Consider the following 22,078-nt stretch of genomic DNA (forward strand, 5'->3'; position numbering starts at 1 on the left):
TGGCTTGTCGCGTTACTTGTCGTCTGGCTTGTCGCTTGTCTTGTCTTGTCGCTTGTCGCCTTGCAGGTCACAAGCCGTTTCCGGGCCTCCAAGGACCCGTCAGGGGGCATGTGTTTTGGCGAGGCGACAAGCGACAAGCGATCAGCACTCGGAAGGCGGTTCGGAGGCGTGCTGACGGTGGACGTAGCGGGCCTTGGTGCCCTCCCCAACACGGACGGCGGTGCCGTCCTTCACCCATGCCTTGAGCCAGCCGACGACCGTCTGACGGGTCGTGCCGTGGGCGTCGGCGAGCGCGCGGGCGATCGCGGATGCCCCGGTGCCCTCCCGCCCGGCGGTCAGCAGCAGCGCCAGTGCCTCCTGTTGCGCGGGGCTATCCTGCTCGCCCCGCAGCGCCGATAGGTTCAGCCCACCCGAAGCCGGCGGCGGAACATCCGCGATCGGGGTGTGCGGGTCGGGCGCGGTGCCGAACTGGGCGTCGATCTCCGCCCGGAAGCGGCGCAGCATCTCGTCTTCCGGCGAGACTTGCTCCGTCTCCCGTCTGGTCAGCGCGGACAGCTTCAGCCCCGACCCCGCCCCGGACGGTGCGGCGTCGGTGTTGTCGTCGCCGGGGGTGTGGTCGCGCATCCACGCGATGCGGTCGGCGTCCCAGCGGCGGGCGTAGGCGGGCCCGGCCGCCTTGGCGGACACGTTGTCCAGCCGGGGGTGGCGGTCGGAGGTGGCGGCGATGATCTCCCGGATCTGGTTCGGGAGGATCCGCCACGCCTTGAACAGCGCGGCCGGAGACTCCGGGGTCCCCATGAATCCCGCACCCTTGTAGGGGGCTTGGTCGACGCGCAGGCCGCGGGTGCCGGGGAACATCTTGCCCAGGTCCATCCCCTCCGTCTCACCCCCGGTCAGCGCGACGCGGACCTTGGCTTCGCGGCGGATCATGAGGTTGCTGAGCACGCTGCCGGTGGCGCCCAGGGCGGTGAGGACGGTGCGGATGCCCATGGCGCGGGCGATCCGGATCACTTCGAGGATCTTCTCCGCGAGTTTGCGCATGCTGCGGTCGGGGCTGGCCAGGATCTCCGCCCCCTCATCGATCACCAGCATGATCTGCGGGATCGTCCGGCCGATGGGCAGCAGGTCGGCGTTGGCCTTGGCCAGCACGTCTTGGTAGCCCATCTTGCGCTGCTTGGCCACCCGCACCGCGGTCTCCAGCATGAGCAGGGCCTCGTCATACGTTCCGGCGAGCCAGTCCACACCGGGACGCACGGGCTTGCCATCCTCTGCCGTGATCTCCCCGTTGAGGGCCGGCAGCACCCAGGGCAGGCCGGCGGATCCGGCGTTGAGGTCGATCACCCACGTGAGCACGTCTTCGGCGCGGGCGAACCCGGCGAGGATCGTGTGGACCATGTTGGTCTTGCCCGATCCGGTCGGGCCGACGATCAGCGCGCACTGCTCGCGCAGGTAGGCGAGGATGCTTTCCGCGTTGGTTCGGTAGCCCCACGGGATGCCGGTGTGTAGGGAGAGCGGCCCGTAGTCGGCCGGGTAGGTGCGCTCCTCTTCCAGGACGTTGACGGTGGTCACGTCGATGATGACCCTCCCCTGGTGGATGCCCGGGGAGGCGGTGGCGGTGCAGCCGTGCGGCAGCCGCGCATCGGCGGACAGGCGGGCCGACTCGGCAGCGATCTTGTTCCAGGTGGCGCCGCCCGGGGGCAGCTCCGCGTCGATGGAGAACCCGGCGCCGGTTTCCCACTTCTCCACGCCCAGGACGCGCACGGTGATGGAACACACCCGCTGGATGCGGTCCACCCATTCCGCGGCGATGGCCCGGCGCTCCGCGGACAGCTCCGCGGCGATCTGCCGCTGCTCGGCTGCGACGGCCTCCTCTTCTCGAGCCTCTTCGTACAGGGCGGTGGAGCGGGCGGCGGCGCCGATGCCAACGCCGATGGTGGCGAGGGATCCGAGGGCGGCCCAGGTGAGGGGGCCGTGGGTCATGGCCCAGGTGGTCCATCCGGCGCCGATGAGCCAGGAGGCGGCGCGGGTGGCGAGGGTGCGGCCGGCGTTGCGTACGCGCAGGCCGACGACGGTGTGGCCAAGGGCGCCGGCGGCGCCGACGGCGAGGGCCCAGCCAGGGGGCATGGCGGTGGCGGCGCCGGTGGCGGCGACGGCGAAGGCTCCGGTGGTGGCGGACAGGGCACCGGTCACGGGTCCGTGCCCGGCAGCCCAGTCCAGCACCGGGCCACTGCTCTTGTTGGCGGTGGCGGTGCTGCTCATCTCAGACGTTCCAGCCCTTCTCAGCGTCGTGGCCGTTGCGGGGGTCCTCGTGCCGGGCGATGTCCTGCTCGTGCGCCTGGCGGAACAGCGGGCCCATGTCCTCGGCGACGGCGACGGCGCTCATCAGGGCGCCGAAGATGTCGTTGAAGCCGTCCGCGACTTCCTTCTCCAGCGGGAACTCGCCGTCGGAGCGCTCGGCGAGGATCTTCATCACGTTTGCCACGCTGGTCAGCGCGGCCGGGAGTCCCTCGACCATGGCGAGGATCTCCATGGCGTTCTCGGGGTCGTACTGGGTGGCGGCCTGCTCCATCTCGGAGGCGGCCTCTTCGAATCGGAATCCGGACACGTGCTCTCCTTCACTCACCTCGGGTGTGGTGTGGGCGGGGACCTTGACCGCGGGCCGCTGAACGTCGTCCGCGATGCCTTCCGTGCCGTCCTTGGCAGCCTCCGCATCCGCGGCGGCCTCCTGCTCGCGCAGCGTGCTGCGGGCGGCTTCATCCCGCTCGGCGCGCTGCTCGGCAGCCGCCAGGACCAGACGCCGGTACAGGCGGCGCCCGGGGTGCATCAGCCACGGAATGCCGAGCTTGCGTCCGAGCGGGGTGGTCAGGCAGCCGAGCAGGCCGATCGGGAGGGCGAGCAGGGCGGCGAGCAGGCGGCGGCCGTGGAAGCAGGCCGCGGACCTGCGCAGCGCCTGCCGGGCCGCCTTGCGGGCGGGTGCCTTGCGGACCGCGGCCCGCTGCGCGGCGACCGTGTCGGCCGTCTTGGTGTCGCGCTTGGCGCGGTGCTTGGCGATGGCCGCGTCCCGCACTGCGCGGGCCTTGCGGGCGGCACCGCCCAGCAGGCGACCCCCGCCGTTTTCGCGCTTGCCCAACTGGGCTTTGCCGACGGCGGTTTTGGCGTTGCGGCGGGCGTCGGCGACCGCGCGGCGGGCTGCGGTGGTCTGTGCCCGCTTGTCGGCGCGGGACCCGGCCGCGGCCTGCTGCGACGCTCGCAGGGCCCGTATCTGCCCCACCCGGCCAGCAGCCTTACCCGCCCTGCCGGTCGGGTGTGTGGACGCGCCGTGACCAGCCGTGCTGCGGGGCTTGCTACCGGCTCCGGTGCTGCCGCGGCGGTGCTGGCCCGGCACGCGACCGGACCGGGCACCAGCGTTTCGGCTGCCGCCTGCTCCCGTGCCGCCGCGGCGCAGGCCCGCGCTGCGGGCAGCTGTACGACCAGCGGCGCGGGCCGCGGCCCGGCGGGCCTCGCGACGGGTGCTGGGCTTGCGGGAGCGCTTGGCGGCAAACGTTCCGAGCACGACCGCACCGGTTGCAGCCACGATCGCAGCGATCGGGCCCCCGGCCAGGGAAGCGGCGGCGACCGCGCCCACGGTCGTGTTCGCCCCCGTCAGGGCGAGCGGGACGACCGGCCAGCCGCCGGGCGTGTGCTCCACCTCCTTCCCGGCCAGGGCTGCGGTGGTCTGCGGCTCGGGAGGCGGGGGCGATGTGGTCGGGGCATCCTCGACGGCTACCGGCTCAGTGCTGAGTTCCGTCATGCTGTGAGCACTCCTTCACGGAGTAGGGCCCGGCCGGGACTGTGGAAGGTGGTCGGCCGGGCCTGCCAACAGGGCTTATGCGACGCGCTGTTCTTCCGGGTAGGCGCAAGGGGCGCACATGCCGAGCGAGGGCGGGATGACGTATCCGGCATCCCGACCGCACTGCGGGCACCTGCGCCGGGTGGCGTTCGCCTTGGCCAGCGCCGCCCATTTCGCGGGCGTCATCGGCCGTACGGGCTTGGCTGCGTCGATGCGGTAGAGGTAGGCGACCAGCGGACCGCGGCGCCGCCGCGGACGCTCGATCTGGGCGGCCACGTCCTGTCCACCGGGCCGCAGGTCCATCGCTCGGAGTTGGCGGACCGTGGCCAGCCCTTCCGGGGCCAGCCGCCACCGGTACACAGGCAGAGTCCCGTCAGACTTGGCAGCCATCAGCGGCCCGAAATGGCGAGGTCAGCGGATACGCCGACCGCCGACTCACGCAGGTCGCTGTAGCGGGCAGAAACCCAGCCCACCGACCAGCCGCACAGCTCTGCCGCGGCCCGCACTGGCAGGCCCTCGACGTAGGCGGCGTGGGCGACGGCGCGGGCCCGGTCCTCGGTCAGCTTCTCCGTGGCGGGGCCGGCCGACAGGAGCGCGGCGCGTTCACGCGCGGCCTGCTCCTCCCGCTGCTGTCGGTCGCGGCGCTCCCGCTCAAGGCGCTCTCGCCGCTCCTGCTCGGCACGCTCGGCGGCTTCCCGTTCACGGCGTTCATGCTCGCGCTGGAGTTGTTCACGCTCACGCTCGGCGCGTTCACGCTCCTCCCGATCCACGCGCTCGCGGGCCTGCTCGCGCTCGCGTTCCTCCCGCCGCGCGCGCTCTTCCCGCTCGGCTTGTTCACGCGCCATGCGGGCTTCGTGCTCACGCTGTTCACGGGCCAAAGCGGCCGTGTGCTCGCGCTCCTCCCGCGCCCGACGCGCGGCATCCTCACGCCGCTGCGCCGCGGCACGCTCGCGCGCTTCCCGCTCTGCCTGTTGCCTTTCCTCCAGCGCGTTCACTGCCTTGGCGATGGCGCGCCGGTAGGCAAGCCCGGTTTCCGCGGTGACGATCAGCAGCAGCGGCGCGACCGCGTGCACAGCCACGCCCACCAGGTCGTTTTTCAGGGCGGAGTCGGCGACGTTGAGCGCGAGGGTCATGCAGCCGGTCATCCACCGCAGCGCGATGGGCCACTTGCCGCCGTTACCCCCGAGCCGGGCCAGCACCGCATCCAGGCGGACCACGATGACCACCGCGGCATCCACCACCAGGGGCAGAATCGGGGCGGTCCAGCGCCACCGGTCAGGGGTGTGAGCGGCTGCAAGCGGGGTGACGGTGAGGATCGAATAGAGCATCGCGCCTGCGACGATCAGCCATGTGCCGGCCGACAGCGCCCGCTCCGCTGAACGGATCTGATCGGCGTTCACGCGCCCACCCCCGCCCGTGAACACACCCGGACGGCGGCGATGAGAACGACCGGGGAGGTGGGAACGTCGGGGGTCTCGCTGTCCTCCGTCCACGTCCACTCAGCGCCCGGTACCGGCTCGAAACCGAGCACGCTGAGCGCTTCCGTGCGTTGCGTGAACGTTGGCACCGTGGCGCCGAAGCCGTACTCCGGCCACCGCTCGGAGGTGTTCAGCAGCACCACGTACAGACGCCACCACCCCCGACGCATCGACATCTGCGCCGTGAACTCTTCCGGCATTAGGCCGCCTCCCCCGAGGGGACGCGGTTGGCCAGCGCTGCCCACTCAGCCAGGACCCTGTTCTGCGCTCGGCGCAGGCGCCGGGCGTCCAACGGCGACGGTGTGCGGTCCAGTAGCGCGATCTGCACGTCCAGCAACTCCACCTCGGCGGAGATGAGCGGGAGCTCCCGCTCGATGGCGTCCAGCTCCGCAGCCGTCGGCTCGCGGTCGTACTCGATGGCGGTAACAACCATCTGAACAGCACCGATGTACTCCATGGGTCGTAACTCCTCAGCTCTGGAACGGCCCGAACAGCACCCCCGGAGGGCCTAATCTCCGGGGGTGCGCGCCGCTCTGGGGTGCTCAGCCGCACGCCACGCGCGGCCGGAGTGCCCCGGGCGGGATTTGATCCCGCGCCCTTCACGGCTGGATGCCGGGGCGATTGTGGGGATGTAGGGACCCGTCTTCACCGGTTCGCCGTTGCCAGGCGGACCGGTCCCGAGCCGGGAATCGGGCGCGTCATCGTCACTGCTCTGACGCCAGCAGGGCGGCCTGCACGGATTTGGTGCAGGTTGGCGTGCCGCCGACGACATCACCCGGTCGCTGCGGGGGCGGTCTCACTCTTGCCGCCACGTGCATTGGGGCCCCGCTGTACTTCCCCACACCCGGAAAGGCCGGGTGGCGCCTGCCAAGCGCGTAGGGGAGAGACGACGTTCATCACGGCGGTTTGCCCCCGGACCCTCGCCCTAGGCACCTACCGCGACCGCCGACTCGCGTCAGCCCCGCACGATCACTGTTCAGTTCACAAGCAACGGACGCTTCCTCCGTACTCACCCCTGCGGGCTTTCCTTCGGGCGTTGTCTGCGCAGGCGGAGATCCCTGGACTAGTTGGACCCCCTGCGCAGCTTGTAGGTACAAGCTGCTGACTGTGATGCTGCACTGGCCGACGGTGAGTCGTCAAGGGATTGGGGGCAACATGTACCAATGAGTTGACCGAGTGCATCATGATGGGGCCATGAGCGAGCAACCGAGGTACAGGCAACTGGCCGACGCCCTTCGCCGGGGGATCGGCGATGGCACCTACCCGCCGGGGTCACGCCTTCCGTCGGAGAGTGAGCTCTCCAAGCGATTCACGGCGTCGCGGAACACCGTGCGGAACGGGCTAAAGCTGCTGGTCAGCGAAGGTCTCGTGACGTCTAGTCAGGGACTCGGCTACGAGGTCCGATCACATGAGGTCTTCACGCTGAACGCCTCGAAGTTCGAGAACCTGACCTTCCCGCAGAACGGCGACGCCTACAACACGGACGTGACGAACGCCGGCCGTCGACCGCATCAGACCTTCCGCGTGGAGATGACGCCCGCGCCGAAGGAGATCGCCGAACGCCTCAAGGTCGAGCCGGGCTCAACGACCGTGCTGCGCTTCTGCCACCGGTACGTGGACGACACGCCGTGGTCCACACAGGCGACCTACTACCCCGGATGGCTTGTCGAGGAGGCGCCGCGCCTGGCTGAGCCCGGAGACATTGAGGAGGGGACCACGCGGTACCTCACCAGGCTGGGGACTGAGCAAGTCGGGTATTTCGACGAGATCGCTGCGCGTATGCCCACGCCCGAGGAGGCGCGGTTGCTCGAAATCGGCGCCGGCGTTCCGGTGATGCTGTGGACGCGCACGGGCTATTCCGAGCGGAAACCCATCCGCTGCACCATCACGACCTTCCGGGGCGACCTCAACCGCATGAACTACGAGATCGGCGACCTTGCCGCCCGAAGCGAGAACACGTGATTATCGCGCCCGCAGAACCCCATGACCTGGCCAAGCTGCTGGCCTTCCGTGAGGAAGCCGCAGCTTGGCTGCGTGGACTTGGCTCTGACCAGTGGAGCCGCCCGTATCCGGCTGAGAAGTTGCTGGCCACGATCGAAGCGGGCACCGTGTTCATGCTCCGCGACGGGCACACGACTGCCGGCACCATCACGCTCACACCGGAAGCCGAAGACGGTCTGTGGACAGCGAAGGAGCTGAGCGAATCATCCCTGTTCGTCAACAAGCTCACCGTGGCCCGCAGCCATGCCGGGCGGAACCTTGGGGCCCGACTACTCAATTGGGCAGGGGACCGCGCCTATCGAGCGTCGGCCAAGTGGCTACGCCTGGACGCGTGGACGACGAACGAAGGGCTTCAGCGCTACTACCTAGGCCAGGGATTCGAGCATGTCAGAACAGTCACCGAAGGAGGTGCGGTCAACGGTGGCCCCCGCGTCTCCGGTTGGCTCGCGCAGCGAGCTACACACCCCGCAAATCATGGGTTCACTGACGAAACGGCCCCCCCCCGGAACTCCTGGCTTGAGGTCAGAGTCATTTGGGTGGCCGTGGGTCATGTGTGGGCCAGATAGCACAGCTCAATGGCTGCTAGTCCCATTCGGCAGGTCAGAGCGCTGCGGACCTGCTCGGCGCGACCCCCTTGAAAACCAACGCCGCACGAGCGGTAGAACTTTCCCTACTTCCATCAAGCCCCGGCTGCGCTCCGCTCCGCCGGGCGCGCTACCTGCTCCGCTCGGGGCGCCGCTCCTGCCTCCGGCCCGCTCCGCCCCGGCTGCGCCTCCGCGCGCCCATGTGTGGATAGGGCCGGTGGCCATGAGTCGATCACCGCATAGAGCGGGCCACAGTCAAGACAATGCCTCCGGCGGGGGATCGGCCGGCACCGGGATGGAGGGGGCGCCGTTCCCGACTGCGGGCACGTAGAGGGCGTGCGTGGGGAGCTCCCATCCCGTCCACCGTCGACCCAGGCAGAGCCGAGCAGACGCGGCCCAGGGGCGTCAAGGTCGTTCGTACAGTGGCGCGCTCCACCTTGACGCCCTTGAACCACGCCTGCTCCACGGTGTGTGGGTCGACGGCGGACGGGATGGGAGCTGGGGTGGGTGGTGGGTTGAGGAGAATGATGCCGCCACAGATATGAACCCGTGGGCGCTGGCGCACCACGGCCACGCCGAGTGCGGTCGGGATCAGGTCCACCCATGACCATCAGTTGACCGATCCCAGGCTCGGTCATGACCAGCTATTCATCGCATCATGATCAGTAGTGACGCATCTTTGACAGGAGGGTCAATAGGATTGTAAATGTTGGGAGTTTCGGACCCCCGGGCTCGCCTGCCGACCCAGCGGATTTCCATCGCATCCTCATCGACTTCAAAGGACAAAAGTGTTCCTTTCTCATCGCACCGCCAAAGCGGCACGAGTCATAGGCACTTTCGGCGCCGCGGCCGCACTCTCCATCGGTATCGCTGACACGGCGTTGGCTTGCAGCATCAGCGACTTCTCGGCAGTGGCCGTATGCGACGCAGGCGGCAACGGCGTCATCCGCGTCACCGACAAGGACGCCTCCGGGACCCCGGCTACTGTCAGCCTGTACGTGCAGCTGAGTATGCCCGGGGGCGAAAGGCTCGTCGCCACCAAGACGATCGAGCACCCGACCGCACAGGGCGTATCCGTCGATCTCACCCCCCTGGATTGGTACGCAGGGGAGACCTTCCGGGTTCACGTCAAGGCAGGCGACCAGGTCGACGCTGACGTCCAGCCGCTGACCGTCGTAGCGAATGAAACCTGCGCGCCCTCCGGCTCCACCTCCTCGACGCCTGCCACTCCCTCCGCGCATCCCTCCTCGACATCCTCCGCCGCCCCAACCGCCCTGCCGAGCCCGGCACAGAGCAGCAGCGCGGCCGCCGCGCCTGGGGCGAGCAGCGCCCCGTCCCCCGCAGGCGGTAGCAGCAACCTTGCCGAGACCGGCGCGGGCAGCGGTACCACCGTGATCGCTGGCGTCGCCGCAGCCCTGGTCGTGGCCGGCGGAGGCATTGTCGTCGCGCTGCGCCGTCGAGCAGCACACGGCTCCCGCTAAAAGACCCTGCCGCCACACCGACCTGGTCGGCATTTCGCGCACGGTCGCCGTACCCCTGAGGACGGCGACCGACGGGTTGATTCAGTCCTGGAGAGTCGCCAACATGCAGGCGGAGTTTGCGTGATCAGGGGTGCCCTGCCCACCGAGCTTGTCAAGCCCCCCTCGCTGTTCTGACATCTGCGGCTGACACCAACAAGCGCGAACACGAGCGATTGACGCTGAACCTCAGCGGAATGCCGGTCGAGACACTGCACGCGGTATGCGACATCAGCAACCCCACGTGATCGACCTGATAAGGATGAGGGTGGACATCAAAGCCTCGTGATCAGCTTGACTCAGCCATTGAAACTCCGCCTCAAGCTTGTAGATGTGGCCAGCCGTCCCGGTTCGAGAAGGTCTCGAAGCAGTAGCGAGTGGACCGGTCCCGCTCCTTGCCGGTTGCCATCTCGTAGGCCTGATCAGGCACATAGAGAAGTGACTTGCCGTCACGCGTAGAGGCGGTGTACGGGGCGAACTGGTCGACGTCGAAGAACACGGACTCCCAGACGGATCGGCCGGCGGCCACCACGGCGCAGCGTGAGTACAGGAAGCTGTCTGCAGATTGCGGGAAGGGCTCACCGTCCCGCAGCGTCAGGTCGGCGACCGGCAGGGTGCCGAACTTCTCTTGATCCAGACGGTACAAAGCCTCCGCTAGGCGCTCGGCGAAGCCTTGGATGTCGGAAACCGGGCGATTGCTGAGCTCTACAGCAAGACGGCGGCAACCAGCTTCATCGGTCTTGCCGTCCAGAGTGCCTATCAATGCCCAGAAGTCGGCCCAGGTCATCATCATGGCCAAGAGCGTACGACCCGGCAGCTGGACCGTCTCTGGGCCATCCGAAGCCGCTCAACGGCACCCGACTACGACAGCCAGACCGCCGGGCTGACGGCAACGAGGACGGACGCCACGGCACGCAGCGGTATGTCGCGGACTGTCGACCTTGGTCGTCATCGGGACCGAAACTGATGAACTCCGCACGATCAACTCGCTTGAAAAGCAGAGGGTCGGCTGTGCCCCGTGCCCGTTGCGTGCCCGGTCCGGCGGGACGCAGCGGGGACTCACGGGGAACAGCGGCGCCGAGCGCGCTCCGGCCCAGGTCAGGGAGTTACCAGGTCAACGCTCACCCGCATACGTGGTCTTCCAAACTAGGGACTTCGGGTGATGGGCTGCTCCTCCTTCAACGGAGCACCAGGAGATGCCGTGCGCCCCCCTTCGCTGGGCAGTCCCGGTGATCAGAGCAGTTCGACGCTGAGGTGAGTCCCGAGCTCGGTGAACCCGAGCCCGAGCGCGACCTTCTTCGCCGCCGCGCTCCGAGTCCGCCACTGCGGGAGCATGCCTTGCGCGAGCGCGTGCTTCACCGCGGCAGATCCAGTCGCACGGGAAAGGCCCTTCCGACGCCAAGCGGGTGCAGTCAGCACAGACACGCTGGCCACCCCGTCCGGCCATTCGTAATAGACGGCCGCAGCGACAACCTGGCCGTCCACTCGGACGACAAACGCAGGAGAGGACAACTCGTCCAGGCCGGCCTCCAAGGCGTCCTCCGGCCCGGCAACCTGTTCCAGATCGCCCAGATCGAAGTAGCCGGGCACTTCTTCCACGCGCAGTCCCGCCGGGGGTGCTGCCGCTCGGAAGCCGTCGTTCGTGACATACGCAAGCGCGAAGGGCCCAAGAACCTCACCGATCGGAAGCACTTTCCCGATCTCCTCGGGATCTGTCAGCTTGTCATCGGGCAGCTCGGCAAACACCCTACGAATGCGGCCGGCGGTTTCCTCGCTCGGAGCCGTCACGATGGCGGCGCCTCCCAGGAGCACGATGCCTACCCACCCATGTGGGCCGATCCTCGACCCAGGCGAGAGGACGACGCTGACCTCGCCCGCCGCATCGAATGGGATTGGCACCGATGCCAGCTCCTGCCACACGCCCTGAGCACTGACCAGCAAAGGATCCCTCGACATGGCCCGATACTGCCAGGCCCGAGGGAGCGCGCGCACGGGATTAACACGGCCATACCTCGCCGAAGACCTCAATCCGACTGGAAGCCGAACTTGCCCAGTTCGAGCAGGTCCAGGGCGACACCCACCCGCACACCCTAACCAGCCGCCTCGCCGCCGCCCGCGCTGTACTGCAGAGAAATACAGCAATCTCAGCAACCGGCTACGAACGACAACCGCCCTCAGGGACCGAATAGCAACCTCTATGGCCCTGGTTGACCGATCTCTGTAGAGCTACGGATCAGAAGGTTGCGCGTCCCCTGCGGCAGCCCAGTCACAGGTCGGGCCGTCTCAGTTTCCGTCTCATTCAGCGCCGTACATGGCTGTTCAGCCCGGACCACACATGGCAATCGACTCATGGACCGGCCAGCCGTGAACGCAGGTGAACAACCCTGTACGAGCCCCGCGCCCCCACCACCACAGTTGGAAAGCGTGTTGGTCCGGGGCTCGAAGGCAAGCGACGGTTGCAAAACGAGTGTCGGCGCCCGGTCGATCGTCAAGAAGCCGCGGACCATGCGTGGACACGCTCCGCCCGATCAATCGCGCGTGAGCTTCGGACCTGCTGCATTGCCCGAGAGCAAAGCGGCCTCCGGAGCCGTGTCCGGGCATGCCGGCTGGCGCGACCGTCGCGGGGAGCCCGCACCAGATGCGCACCAGAAGGGGCGGTCAACCACGGACAACCACGGAGTGAGGGGGCATAGCACCATGGAGGCCGACAGGCACGTACGCCCTGGTCACGGGCTCATGCCGTCGACGAGGTCGGTGATTCCCAAGCTCAGGGCTCGGGTGACTCACGTTCCCCCTGAGGATATTCAGGTCGCGAGGCGGTGTGCGAGATCCAGTAGCTCTCCGAGCCTGAGGACCCGCCCGCCGGAACCTGGGAGGGGGACGTGCAGCGTTTCGGTCCATCGGTGCGGAATCCCGGCCAGCCCGTAGGCCGCGCCGGCGAGGCCGCCGGTGACGGCGGCGACTGTGTCGGTGTCTCCGCCGAGGTCGATCGCGGCACGTATCGCGTCCTCGAACGTGGCAGTGGTGCGCAAGGCCCAGATCGCCGAGCCCAGGCATGGCCAGACGGCGCCGTTGAACTCCGTGGCCTGATCAGGGTGCCAGTCCGGGGCAAGGACAGTGGCGTACCGATCGCGATGGTCCGGGTGCACAAGGGCCACGGTGGCCGGGAGCGCGGCGAGGGGATCGGCGCCGTACAGGGTGACCCGGACGAGCTCATGGAAAATGGCCGTGCCTTCCCAGGCGGCCCCGTCGCCGTGGGTTAGAGCGGCAATGCGGCGGGCAGCATCCATCGTTGCTTGCTGGCCGTCGCGGGCGAAGTGGACCGCGGAGGTGGAGGCCCGCATCAAGGAGCCGTTGCCCGCGGCACGCTGGTTGATCTGGAAGTGAATCCCGGCGGCCAGATCCCAGGGCATGCCGTTGGTCAGGACGTCCTCGGTCTGCAGCCCGATGTCCTTGGGATCAGACACCGCCCAATGCTGAAAGCGGGCGAACATGTCTGGCAGGTTCAGCCCGCCGCACTCCAGCAACGACTCGGCGACCAGGACGGCCATCTGGGTGTCATCCGTGGCCTCACCCGGATCCCAGCCACCGCCTCCGCACATCTCACCACCGGCACCAGGCGCAGGGAACCGTGCAGAGAACGCCCCGGCGGGGCCGAACTCGAAAGGGGCCCCCAGCGCGTCGCCCACCGCCGAGCCGATGACCGCCCCGGCGGCCCGCTGAATGCCCTCCACTGGGTCAGGCTATCGACACCGCACAGCGCACGAGCCACGATCGCGGCGGTGATCCGCCTGGGAAACCGTCCCGGCCCGCAGTTCATGTGCCAGGCGACGTTCGCCCCGGAGTCACTCCGCGGTGTAGGTGGCCTTGGGGCCCATCTCGTCGCCCTTGATGCTGGTGAACGCCTGGGCGGTGGTGGTGTCACCGGAGGCCTGTGCCTGCTGCGCGTACGTGGCGCCGCATTGGCCTTGCGGGGCCGCCGCCCGAGGATCCGGGCGCTGCCGATGCGGCCCTGCGCCAGGTGCTGGCTGCCCGCAGTCATCTGTTCCGAGTGTGGGAGAAATCTGGGAGAAGATCTTCTCCCAGTGCCTCCCAGACACCTCGGTGGACCAACTCATGCCGAGGCCTTGAACTGGGTGAATGCCCCGGAGGAGAGGTCTGGATCTTGCCCGGACCTTATTCGGGACGAAGAGGTCGTGGGTTCAAATCCCGCCACCCCGACAGTGAAACACCAGGTCAGGGACCTGATCCGCATCGCGGGTCAGGTCCCTGACTGGTTTCCAGGGCGCCTCTGGAGAAATCCTGGAGAAGATCTTGGAATCTGTCTCCAGAGCCGCGCTCTACTGGCGGGCCCTCAGCAGCGCGCCCAGGACAGCCACCGGCGGGCCTTGGCTCATGGCCCGGCGCGCGCCCAACCCTTCCTCCCACATCTCGGTGAGCGCGGTCATCAGCCTCCGCCGCATGCCAGGAGTGATGTGGTCATAGTGCTGTGACCGCATAGGTTCGCCGGGTTGCCGGCGGGACGGTTGGCTCGGTGCGCTCTCACCGCGGTACGGGCACGGTATTCAGACTGACCTCGGCTCAAGTCGATCCGCGCCTATGACCGCAGCGTGCTGTCCCAGTGCCATGTGGTGAGACGAGGGTGCCCGGGCAGTTCGGCGCGCCCGGTGGCCCACAACAGGGTGAGCCAGGGATCCGCGCTGGCCGGGGCTTCTGGGAACAGACGGGTGAGCACTCGCGAGCAGAGAGCGGGCGGCGGGGTCCAGGCAAGCCCGAAGCCTTCCGCCACATCGTGCGTGTGCACCAGCGTCTCCACCACCCCCATTGCCGCGAAGCCCTCGGGGTCCGACACCCCGTAAACGTGGTAGGCGCGGACCCGCTGCGGCGTCGTTCGCACCATAGCGACCAGCAGGGCACCGCTCGCCTCCAGCACCTGTAGCAGGCCGGCCGGACCGGCATCATGGTCCGCGAAAACGAAGGTCGCAGGTCCGCCCGGCCTCTTCTGTCTCAAGGCGAAGGGGACATGGGTGTCCAGCGGCGGGCTCTGCGGCCCCAGTTGGACGGCGTAGTGGAACAGGTCGTGGGCGAGGTGCTCGACGGTCTCCCAGCAGTCCCACTCCAGCGAACCGGCCTTGCCGTCCCACCCCGCCGCGGGTGCCTCACGAAGGACGCCCACGGCGAGTCGCACAGCAAGGTCGACGTCGTCCGCGGTGACGGGAGACAACACTGAGCCGGTTTCGACTGATCGTGACATGGCAGCACCGTATCGCGATGGGAGCGGGCAGCCCCTTGCAGCTTGTGCGTTGTCCGTGATGGGGCGCCAGTTTGGTTGTTCATGCGGCTTTCGGATGGGGGCGGCCCCAGCGGATGCCTTTCTCGCTGCGGATGCGGGCGCGTTCGCGGCGCTGGGCTTGCAGGACGGTCGGGTGGCGGCGATGGTCGTTGCGCCAGCGCAGGTAGTCCTGCATCTGCCGGGCGAGTGCTGGGTGGTTGGGCGGGTCGTTGTTGCCGATCACGAAGCTGCGCAGTGGTCCAAAGTGCGGCTCGATGGGGTTGGCCCAGGAGGCGTCGGTCGGGGTGAAGCACAGGTGCACCTTGTGGGCTGTGGCCCAGGCCCGGATGGCGGGGGTCTTGTTCCCGGACCAGTTGTCGGCGATCACGTAGATCGGGGCGCCGTCCGGCCGGGCGGCTCGGATGCTCTTCAGCGCGGTCAGCGTGTGGTCGGCGCCCTTGCGCCGGCGGGTGGTGCCCCACAGGGTGTCGTCGCCCAGGCTGTAGCAGCCGTGGAAGTAGCCGATGCCGTGGTGGCGGTGGTAGGTCGCGCGCAGCCGGTCAGGGTGCTTGCGTCTGGCCCAGCAGGTGCCGGGGCAGGGGCGGATGGGCAGCGGCCCGAACTGGTCGAAGGCGAAAGCACCGGTCGGGAAAGCGGCGGGTGACCTCCTCGATGCAGTCGAGTTTGGCGTCGGCGTCCGGGTCGGTGGTCTCCTTCCAGGTGCGGGTGCGCTGGAAGGAGATCTGGTGCCGGCGCAGGGTCTCGCCCAGCCTGGTGCGGCCGATGACCACCCGGCTGGCCCCGGCGGGTGGGTGGGAGAGGTAGTCGGCCAGCTTGCGCAGGCTCCAGTGGGTGAACGGCCGGCCCAGCGACCTGGGCCGGGCGGTGGCCACCTGGACGATGTACGCCTCGTCCTGCTCGGTGATCCGCCGCGGTGCCCCGCCCGCCCAGCGCAGTCCAGGCACTCCAGCCCGCGGTCGTTGAAGGCGTGGATAACATCACGGACCGTGTCCGGATCCGCGGCCACCAGCCGCGCGATGACCTCGTTGGTGTTCCCCGAGACCGACGCAAGGACCATCATCGCCCGGCGGACCTTGACCGTCTGGTGCCAGCCCCGCCGCACGATCCTTAGCAGGATCCGGCCTTCCTCATCGGTGAGCCGACGCGCTCGAACAGGCTTTGACGGGTCTTCGAAGTTAGGCGGGGGTGCGATGTCCGTCGTTGCTCGTGCCTGTCACGCAGTGTGAGTGATTGGCTGTCCGGGCCCCTGGACGCAAGGCGCCCGTGGCCATCGATCATGACTGTTCTTTACGCAGCTTGATCACATGGAACCACGGGCTTGGACAACAATACGACGACGCTGTTGGACCTCGACGGCCTGGCCCTGGAGCGAGTCGAGCGCCTGACGGACGGCACCCGGCGAGTGCACCTGGTCACCGCGGACGAGACCGCGCGGGCCTGCCCGTCCTGCGGGACGTTCGCTTTACGGGTGAAGGGCCTGGTCCGCACCCGGCCACGTGATCTCCCCTACGGTGAACGGGGATTGGAGCTGGCATGGCTCAAACGCCGCTGGTACTGCCACGAGCCGGACTGCGCCCGAAAGTCCTTCACCGAGCAGGTGCCCCAGATTCTGGCAGGTGCCCGGATCACTGGCGGGCTGCGTCGCGCCGCGGCCCTGCGGGTGCGTGATGCCGGCTCCACCGTCGTCCAGGCCGCCCGCGACCTGCGCATCTCCTGGCCAACGGTGATGTCCGCATTCCGCACGGCCGCCCGTGAGGTGACCGACGCCGAACTGCCCGAGGTGGAAGTGCTGGGCGTGGACGAGACCAGACGCGGACGGCCCCGCTGGGAACAGGACCCCGACACCGGAAAGTGGCAGCTGACCCGGGACCGCTGGCACACCGGCTTCGTCGACGCCCTTGGCACCGGCGGGCTCCTCGGCCAGGTCGAGGGACGCAGCGCCGCCGACGTCCTGGCCTGGCTGTCCACCACCCCACTGACCTGGCGCACGAACATCCGGCATGTCGCCATCGACATGTCGGCCACCTACCGCGCCGCCCTCCGCACCGGCCTTCCCCACGCGGTGATCGTGGTCGACCACTTCCATGTCGTCCAGCTCGCCAACAAGATGCTCTCCACCGTCCGGCGCCGCACCACCGCCGAGATCCGGGGCCGACGCGGACGCGCCACCGACCCGGAGTGGAAGGCCCGCAACCGCCTCCTGCGCAACCGCGAGGACCTCACCCACGAGCAGTTCGAACGGATGTGGAACCCGCTCCTGGACCAAGGATCGATCGGACAGCGACTGCTGACCGCGTGGATCGCCAAGGAGAGCCTGCGCACCCTGCTCGCGCTGGCCCGCACCAGCGCCGTCCGCGAACAAATCGGCCATGCCAGATGGAAGTTCCTGACCTGGTGCGCAAACAGCGACATCCCCGAGGTCACCAAGCTCGCCGCCACCGTCGACCGCTGGTGGCCCGAGATCGCCGCCTTCATCGACACCGGCCACCACAACGCCAAAAGCGAAGGGATCAACCGCGTGATCAAGCTCGTCGCCCGCAACGCCTTCGGGTTCCTTGCATTTTGAGTTCCCGGTCACTCCGGGTGATGCGGGCTGGTCGGGGGTCTGTAGGTAGGGCGGGGAAGTTTCGGCCTGTTCCGTGAGCCTTTGGGGCGGCCGGGCCCTGCGGGCCGGGGTTTCGGCGCCCTGGTGATCGCGGGCAGTTTCGCGCGGAGGCGGCGAAACCCCAACCGGACCCGGTAGGGGCTCAAGGTGGCGTCGACGGGCGGACGGGCCTGCCAGGGGCGGCGGAGATCGTCGACGAGGTCCCGGGCGAGATACAGCTGCGCGTATGCGGCCAGGACGAGCGCTATCCACCGGTCGACGGCTTCGGCTGCGTCCAGGCGCGCGGCGCCCAGGCCGAGGTGGCCCTTGACGAACCGGTGGAAGTGTTCCTGGTCGAAGCGGCGCATGTACGCCATCCACATCAGAACGGGGTCGGCGGGCTGGGGGCCAAGGTGCCACAGCCACAAGTCCTTCTCCGTGCCGCCGCCGTGCGGCAGCCGCTCGACCTGCACCTGCAGGACGGTGCCGCGCACGATGGGTAGGGACTCGTCCTCGGGCCAGTCGCTCCACCAACTGGAGCGGCGGGTCAGCTGCTGGTGCAGGTTGTGCCAGGCGCGGATGGTCACCTTCCCGTACCGGTCGCTGTCAAGGCTGACTTCGCTGTCGGGGGCCGGGCGGGTGTCGGGGCGGGCGCAGGAGAACTCCGCGCCGTGCCGCTGGGGGCGCCCGTTGGTGCCGGGCAGCCTTGGCGGCGGGTCGAAGTGGAAGCGCCGGTTGCCGCGCAGTCGCACCAGGAGCTGGACGGGCAGGCAGTCCAGCTCGGTGGCCAGTTCCGCGCCCCGGTAGCCGGCGTCCAGCAGGATCAACGGGGGCGGGTCGCCCAGCTGCCAGCGGCGGGTGGCCTGCAGGTCTGCCAGCAGGGTGCGGATCTGCCGCAGGGCGACCTCGCCGGCTTGCTCGGTGGGGCGCACCCGCCGCGCCTCCAGCGGCTGCACCCAGGAGGTGGCGCCCCAGCCGATGCCGACCAGGATGCTGTAGTCCCAGCCGGGCAGGAACATGTCCGGCCCCTTGGTGCGGACCATCACCATGGTCCGCTGGTCGGCGAAGCGCGCGTCGGGACGGGCCAGCGGGGTGGTGTCGATGGCGAACATCAGCGGCTCGCCCGCCCGGGCCGGGGACAGGCGCTGGACCAGGGCCTGCCGCAGCCGGTCGGCCGAGACCCCTCCGTGGTGCAGCGCGTCGTACACCGAACTGTGCCGCCGGAGGAACTCCGGCTCCAGCGACAGCTCCACCGGCGACTGCACCGGACCAGCGGTGCACAGCATCGCATCGGCGAGTTCGAACAGCGCATCGCCCCGACGGTACAAACAGGAGCGCAACTGACTTCGAAACGCGGCCAGTTCATGCAGGGCATCGACACCGGGCGTGGGAGAAGGAAGAGTGTGCATCACGGCCTTTGCCTGATCGACTGTCAACTCGTGGCGAGAAGACACGATCATGCAAAGGCCGCCCTGTTGTCATAAGAACCGCGGAATCCGTCCCGCCCCCGACCAGCCCGCATCACCCGGAGTGACCGGGAACTCAAAATGCAAGGGTTCCGCAACGCCGACAACCAACGCCTACGGACACGCTGCGTCACCACCCGGCGAGCCCGAGGACACCTCTACCCCGCCTAACTTCGAAGACCCGGCCTTACGCCTGCCCGGACTTGGGGAACGCATGGACCGCACCGTCGGCATCGCGATCACAGCGAGCGACGGGCGCTTACTGGAAAGTCCTCACTGCTGGACACCGTCGCCGAACTGGCCAGAGCAGTCGTCACCAGCGACGCCTTATGCCAACGTCGGCATAAGGCGTCTATGAAGACCTGCGGGTTATGCCGACCTGCTGTCCGGTGGCGGTGCTGGCAGCGGCATCCCCGGACAGCAGGTCGGCATAGTCACAGTGCTTCGAGGAACGCCATGACGGTGTCGGATGGACGGTAGCGTCCCGGTGGCCGCGCGGTCCTGCTGAGCGATCTCGGCCACCTGTGTGTCCTACATTGCCCCAACGTCGTCGCGAACGAGGTATTGACGTTCCTGAAGGCTGTCCCGTAACGGTGCGGGGAGCCCACCAGCTGGCGGGCTCCCCGGCGACGCTGATCGGTCAGCTCGCGGCCTGGAACGGGGTCCGGTCGAAGACGAACCGGTCGTGAATGATCTTGCCGTTGCGGACAGTGAGGTGCTCGGCGGCGGGAGCGCTGGGCACCGGAATGGTCTGCGTGTCATACATGATCAGCGCGGTGTCCTCGTCGCCGAACGCGGCGATCAGGCGGGAACCGGTGAGGATTTGCAGGAACGGGGCCATGAAATCCCGGAACGCCGCGGGACCTGCCAGGCGACCGGCCGGCGCGTCGCACACGAAATCCTCCGACAGGTAGCTCAAAGCTTTGTCGATGTCGTGGCCGGTCCACGCTTCGAAGTAGGCCAATGCGGTGCACAGCGCGGGACTGGTGGTGTCGGTCATGACAGTTTTCCTGTCCATTGTGGGCTTGTTTCTGAATAACTGTCAGGGTTGATCTTCCGGATGGTCCTCGTCAGGCAAGCGAACTCGAAGCTGTTCGAGGGTCCGGGCGGGCGACCCAGGCAGCGGTGTAACGGCGATGCGATGCAGGTCCAGGAGCCGGTGCCCGTCTTGGAACTGGTTGGAGAGGTTGGTGCGGGTAACGCCCAGCAGCTGGGCCAGGAGGGTGCTGGTGATCGCCCTGCGTCGGCGTAAGAGCGCTGCCAGGAGGCGGTGGTAGTGGTCCAGGCTGCTGGTCTGCGGGTGGAGGTAACTGCGCGGACGGTGGAAGCGTCGCTGGAAGGCCGCTTCGGCCAGGGCGTCCCAGTACGGCTCGGAGACTGCCACCAGGCGTTCGAAGTCGGACCGTGGCATGCCGGTCAGGGCCGGATTGCTGAGCATCGTGGTCAGGTCGGGGTCGATCCGCCGGGCGGTCGCCGGCGTCTGTGGCGTTCGGGGCGGGACTGGCGCCAGGGTGTAGTTCCAGTCGCCGTGGAACGCGTCGGGCGTGATTGGCAGGGCCTGGAACTCGGCGGCGGTCACCGTAGTGCCCAGGCGGTAGCTGCCGGTGTCCAGCTCGGCGTCGATGGTCAGCCCGGTGCGGGTGGTCGTCGCGGCGATGGTTTCGATGACGACCTGGTAGCTGGTCAGTGGTCGGCCGCGCCAGTTCGCGGTGATGTGGCAGAACATTCGGTGGTGAAGTCGGCCCAGAGCGCGGTCTCGTCTTTCGATCGAGCCGTTTCTCTGGGCCGCTTCCCGCACCCGGCGTGCCGCTCTCACGGCACCGGGCGCTCCACAAGTCCCGTCAGATTGTTGGTGATTGCCCTCATCCGGATGGCCAGGGAGAAGGGATGGCTGATCCTCGGTATCGGTAACGCGTGGTGCGTACCTTGCCGGGATCGAACAGCGTCCGTTCCTCCCCTGCTGGCCACCACCCCCCGCCGCAGTAGCGGCGGCGGAGGTCCCTCCGGTTGATCCGGTGGTGCTTGCGGCGCAGCCACTTCATGACCTGGCCCCACGTGTACGAGCTCAGGTACTGGAAGGTCGCGCTGGACACTCCGGGGCGGAAGTACATGCACCAGCCGAACAGCATCTTGTTGATCTGGATGAGCAGTTCGTCCAGTGGCAGGCCGGTGGCCGTTCCGCGGCGGATCGCCTTGACCTTGTCCATCGCGGCCTTGAGGGCCTTGCGCGAGGGATAGGTGTAGACGTAGCAGCGGCTGGACCCCCGTTTGCGGTGGCGCTGGATGTGCCACCCGAGGAAATCCAGTCCCTCGTCGATATGGGTGATCAGGGTCTTCTCCACGGACAGGCGCAAACCCATCGTGGACAACACCTCCGCGATCTCTTCGCGCAGAGCTTCGGCGTCGTCCTTGGTGCCGTGGACCATCAGGCACCAGTCATCCGCGTACCTGGACAGCCGGTAGTTGGGGTGACCTTGACGACGCCGCTTGGCCCGCGCCCAGGGCGTAGACCCCGGGCCTCCCGGCGACTGGGCGATGTACTCGTCCAGGACCGACAGAGCCACGTTGCTCATCAACGGCGAGAGAATCGAACCCTGCGGGGTCCCGGCGGTGGTCTCCCGAAGCACACGGTCCTCGCCGAGGATGCCCGACTTCAAGAACGCCTTCACCAAGGCCAGAACGCGTTTGTCTCCGACGCGCTTACACACCCGATCCATCAGAGCGGAGTGCGAGATCTCGTCGAAGCAGGCTTTGATGTCGCCCTCCACGATCCACTCATACGACTTGGACGTGAAGAAACGCACCTCGGCCACCGCGTCATGAGCCCGGCGGTTCGGACGGAACCCGTAGGAACACGGGAGGAACTCCGTCTCGAAGATCGGCTCCAGCACCAGCTTCAAGGATGCCTGCACCACCCGGTCCGCGATCGTGGCGATCCCCAGCCGGCGCAACTTGCCACCTGGCTTGGGGATCATCCGCTCCCGCACCGGCAGCGGACGGAATCTGCGGTCCTTGATGCTGTCCCGCAGCCCGCCGAGGAACTCCTCGACTCCCGTCCGCGCCACGATGGACGCCGCAGTGCGGCCATCCACCCCGGCGGTCTTCGCACCCTTGTTACCCCGCACCCGATCCCACGCGACCAGCAGGAACGCGGGATCGGCGACAAGGTTGAACAGATCATCAAACCTGCGATGAGGATCATCACGGGCCCAACGGTGCAGCTTGGTCTGGATCTCCAGTACCCGTCGCTCCGCCACATACGTGACGGCCTCAAGTTCGTCGGTATTCACCGGCGAAAACCTCCTGGTCTTCCAGCACTTCGGCCA

Annotated in this window: 19 protein-coding genes and 2 pseudogenes; 4 read left to right on the forward strand and 17 right to left on the reverse strand. The window is 68.2% G+C overall.

The features are described from left to right. Positions 1-141: 141 nt before the first annotated feature. The 6 genes from ACQEXA_RS26600 to ACQEXA_RS26625 form a co-directional block, all read right to left on the reverse strand. Positions 142-2,259, reverse strand: a complete 2,118-nt coding sequence (locus tag ACQEXA_RS26600; RefSeq protein ID WP_433131236.1) for a hypothetical protein — start codon at positions 2,257-2,259, stop codon at positions 142-144. A gap of 1 nt (position 2,260) precedes the next feature. Further along, positions 2,261-3,790: a hypothetical protein gene (locus tag ACQEXA_RS26605; RefSeq protein ID WP_433131238.1), complete on the reverse strand. Its 1,530-nt coding sequence runs from the start codon at positions 3,788-3,790 to the stop codon at positions 2,261-2,263. 75 nt (positions 3,791-3,865) lie between these two features. Continuing rightward, positions 3,866-4,219 (reverse strand): RRQRL motif-containing zinc-binding protein, encoded by a 354-nt coding sequence (locus ACQEXA_RS26610; RefSeq protein ID WP_433131240.1) that lies wholly within the window; start codon positions 4,217-4,219, stop codon positions 3,866-3,868. Continuing rightward, positions 4,219-5,229, reverse strand: coding sequence for a DUF2637 domain-containing protein (locus tag ACQEXA_RS26615; RefSeq protein WP_433131242.1), 1,011 nt, complete (start codon positions 5,227-5,229; stop codon positions 4,219-4,221). The genes ACQEXA_RS26610 and ACQEXA_RS26615 overlap by 1 nt, the downstream gene beginning before the upstream one ends. After that, positions 5,226-5,507 carry a DUF6303 family protein gene (locus ACQEXA_RS26620; RefSeq protein WP_433131244.1) on the reverse strand — a complete coding sequence of 94 codons (282 nt, stop codon included), beginning with the start codon at positions 5,505-5,507 and terminating at the stop codon, positions 5,226-5,228. The genes ACQEXA_RS26615 and ACQEXA_RS26620 overlap by 4 nt, the downstream gene beginning before the upstream one ends. After that, positions 5,507-5,764 (reverse strand): DUF6284 family protein, encoded by a 258-nt coding sequence (locus tag ACQEXA_RS26625; RefSeq protein WP_433131246.1) that lies wholly within the window; start codon positions 5,762-5,764, stop codon positions 5,507-5,509. The genes ACQEXA_RS26620 and ACQEXA_RS26625 overlap by 1 nt, the downstream gene beginning before the upstream one ends. Positions 5,765-6,501: 737 nt before the next feature. Here ACQEXA_RS26625 and ACQEXA_RS26630 point away from each other — a divergent pair. From ACQEXA_RS26630 to ACQEXA_RS26640, 3 genes are all read left to right on the forward strand, one after another. Continuing rightward, positions 6,502-7,269, forward strand: a complete 768-nt coding sequence (locus tag ACQEXA_RS26630; protein ID WP_433131248.1) for a GntR family transcriptional regulator — start codon at positions 6,502-6,504, stop codon at positions 7,267-7,269. Next, on the forward strand, positions 7,266-7,874 hold the full coding sequence (locus ACQEXA_RS26635) for a GNAT family N-acetyltransferase (protein ID WP_433131250.1): 609 nt from the start codon (positions 7,266-7,268) through the stop codon (positions 7,872-7,874). The genes ACQEXA_RS26630 and ACQEXA_RS26635 overlap by 4 nt, the downstream gene beginning before the upstream one ends. A gap of 806 nt (positions 7,875-8,680) precedes the next feature. Continuing rightward, a complete protein-coding gene (locus ACQEXA_RS26640; RefSeq protein WP_433131252.1) occupies positions 8,681-9,373 on the forward strand; it encodes an LAETG motif-containing sortase-dependent surface protein in 693 nt (230 codons plus the stop codon). A gap of 355 nt (positions 9,374-9,728) precedes the next feature. Here ACQEXA_RS26640 and ACQEXA_RS26645 read toward each other — a convergent pair whose 3' ends face one another. The 7 genes and pseudogenes from ACQEXA_RS26645 to ACQEXA_RS26675 all read right to left on the reverse strand — a co-directional run bounded on the left by ACQEXA_RS26645 (position 9,729) and on the right by ACQEXA_RS26675 (position 15,894). Further along, the gene (locus ACQEXA_RS26645; RefSeq protein WP_433131254.1) at positions 9,729-10,202 is read right to left on the reverse strand and encodes a DUF4240 domain-containing protein; all 474 of its coding nucleotides are present in this window, start codon (positions 10,200-10,202) and stop codon (positions 9,729-9,731) included. Positions 10,203-10,642: 440 nt separating this feature from the next. Beyond that, positions 10,643-11,329 (reverse strand): GNAT family N-acetyltransferase, encoded by a 687-nt coding sequence (locus ACQEXA_RS26650; RefSeq protein WP_433131256.1) that lies wholly within the window; start codon positions 11,327-11,329, stop codon positions 10,643-10,645. A gap of 884 nt (positions 11,330-12,213) precedes the next feature. Then, entirely contained in the window at positions 12,214-13,143 is a 930-nt protein-coding gene (locus ACQEXA_RS26655) for an ADP-ribosylglycohydrolase family protein (RefSeq protein ID WP_433131258.1), read from the reverse strand. A gap of 111 nt (positions 13,144-13,254) precedes the next feature. Then, positions 13,255-13,527: a hypothetical protein gene (locus ACQEXA_RS26660; RefSeq protein ID WP_433131260.1), complete on the reverse strand. Its 273-nt coding sequence runs from the start codon at positions 13,525-13,527 to the stop codon at positions 13,255-13,257. Between the two features lie 222 nt (positions 13,528-13,749). Next, positions 13,750-13,872 (reverse strand): hypothetical protein, encoded by a 123-nt coding sequence (locus ACQEXA_RS26665; RefSeq protein ID WP_432930705.1) that lies wholly within the window; start codon positions 13,870-13,872, stop codon positions 13,750-13,752. 134 nt (positions 13,873-14,006) lie between these two features. After that, positions 14,007-14,663 carry a hypothetical protein gene (locus ACQEXA_RS26670; protein ID WP_432930703.1) on the reverse strand — a complete coding sequence of 219 codons (657 nt, stop codon included), beginning with the start codon at positions 14,661-14,663 and terminating at the stop codon, positions 14,007-14,009. 79 nt (positions 14,664-14,742) lie between these two features. Next, positions 14,743-15,894 (reverse strand): annotated as a pseudogene (locus tag ACQEXA_RS26675) (IS630 family transposase). A gap of 126 nt (positions 15,895-16,020) precedes the next feature. On the opposite strand from ACQEXA_RS26675, the gene ACQEXA_RS26680 reads away from it, so the two are divergent. After that, positions 16,021-17,268 (forward strand): ISL3 family transposase, encoded by a 1,248-nt coding sequence (locus ACQEXA_RS26680; protein ID WP_433131262.1) that lies wholly within the window; start codon positions 16,021-16,023, stop codon positions 17,266-17,268. A gap of 8 nt (positions 17,269-17,276) precedes the next feature. On the opposite strand, the gene ACQEXA_RS26685 is transcribed toward ACQEXA_RS26680, so the two are convergent. From ACQEXA_RS26685 to ltrA, 4 genes and pseudogenes are all read right to left on the reverse strand, one after another. Further along, complete coding sequence (locus tag ACQEXA_RS26685; protein WP_432928856.1) at positions 17,277-18,746, reverse strand: transposase; 1,470 nt, start codon at positions 18,744-18,746, stop codon at positions 17,277-17,279. 646 nt (positions 18,747-19,392) lie between these two features. After that, positions 19,393-19,752, reverse strand: coding sequence for a nuclear transport factor 2 family protein (locus ACQEXA_RS26690; RefSeq protein ID WP_433131264.1), 360 nt, complete (start codon positions 19,750-19,752; stop codon positions 19,393-19,395). A gap of 70 nt (positions 19,753-19,822) precedes the next feature. Beyond that, positions 19,823-20,493: pseudogene (locus tag ACQEXA_RS26695) on the reverse strand (ISAzo13-like element transposase-related protein); the annotation flags it as partial. 121 nt (positions 20,494-20,614) lie between these two features. After that, the gene (gene ltrA, locus ACQEXA_RS26700; RefSeq protein ID WP_433131266.1) at positions 20,615-22,042 is read right to left on the reverse strand and encodes a group II intron reverse transcriptase/maturase; all 1,428 of its coding nucleotides are present in this window, start codon (positions 22,040-22,042) and stop codon (positions 20,615-20,617) included. Positions 22,043-22,078 lie beyond the last annotated feature (36 nt).

The sequence above is a fragment of the Streptomyces sp. CA-106110 genome (assembly GCF_050936285.1).
GTDB lineage: Bacteria > Actinomycetota > Actinomycetes > Streptomycetales > Streptomycetaceae > Streptomyces.

What these genes read in the sequence shown, in the direction of transcription:
- ACQEXA_RS26600 (WP_433131236.1), bottom strand. Translation starts at nt 2,259, where the DNA reads ATGAGCAGCACCGCCACCGCCAACAAGAGCAGTGGCCCGGTGCTGGAC.
- ACQEXA_RS26605 (WP_433131238.1), bottom strand. Translation starts at nt 3,790, where the DNA reads ATGACGGAACTCAGCACTGAGCCGGTAGCCGTCGAGGATGCCCCGACC.
- ACQEXA_RS26610 (WP_433131240.1), bottom strand. Translation starts at nt 4,219, where the DNA reads ATGGCTGCCAAGTCTGACGGGACTCTGCCTGTGTACCGGTGGCGGCTG.
- ACQEXA_RS26620 (WP_433131244.1), bottom strand. Translation starts at nt 5,507, where the DNA reads ATGCCGGAAGAGTTCACGGCGCAGATGTCGATGCGTCGGGGGTGGTGG.
- ACQEXA_RS26625 (WP_433131246.1), bottom strand. Translation starts at nt 5,764, where the DNA reads ATGGAGTACATCGGTGCTGTTCAGATGGTTGTTACCGCCATCGAGTAC.
- ACQEXA_RS26630 (WP_433131248.1), top strand. Translation starts at nt 6,502, where the DNA reads ATGAGCGAGCAACCGAGGTACAGGCAACTGGCCGACGCCCTTCGCCGG.
- ACQEXA_RS26645 (WP_433131254.1), bottom strand. Translation starts at nt 10,202, where the DNA reads ATGATGATGACCTGGGCCGACTTCTGGGCATTGATAGGCACTCTGGAC.
- ACQEXA_RS26660 (WP_433131260.1), bottom strand. Translation starts at nt 13,527, where the DNA reads ATGAGTTGGTCCACCGAGGTGTCTGGGAGGCACTGGGAGAAGATCTTC.
- ACQEXA_RS26665 (WP_432930705.1), bottom strand. Translation starts at nt 13,872, where the DNA reads ATGCGGCGGAGGCTGATGACCGCGCTCACCGAGATGTGGGAGGAAGGG.
- ACQEXA_RS26670 (WP_432930703.1), bottom strand. Translation starts at nt 14,663, where the DNA reads ATGTCACGATCAGTCGAAACCGGCTCAGTGTTGTCTCCCGTCACCGCG.
- ACQEXA_RS26685 (WP_432928856.1), bottom strand. Translation starts at nt 18,746, where the DNA reads ATGATCGTGTCTTCTCGCCACGAGTTGACAGTCGATCAGGCAAAGGCC.
- ACQEXA_RS26690 (WP_433131264.1), bottom strand. Translation starts at nt 19,752, where the DNA reads ATGACCGACACCACCAGTCCCGCGCTGTGCACCGCATTGGCCTACTTC.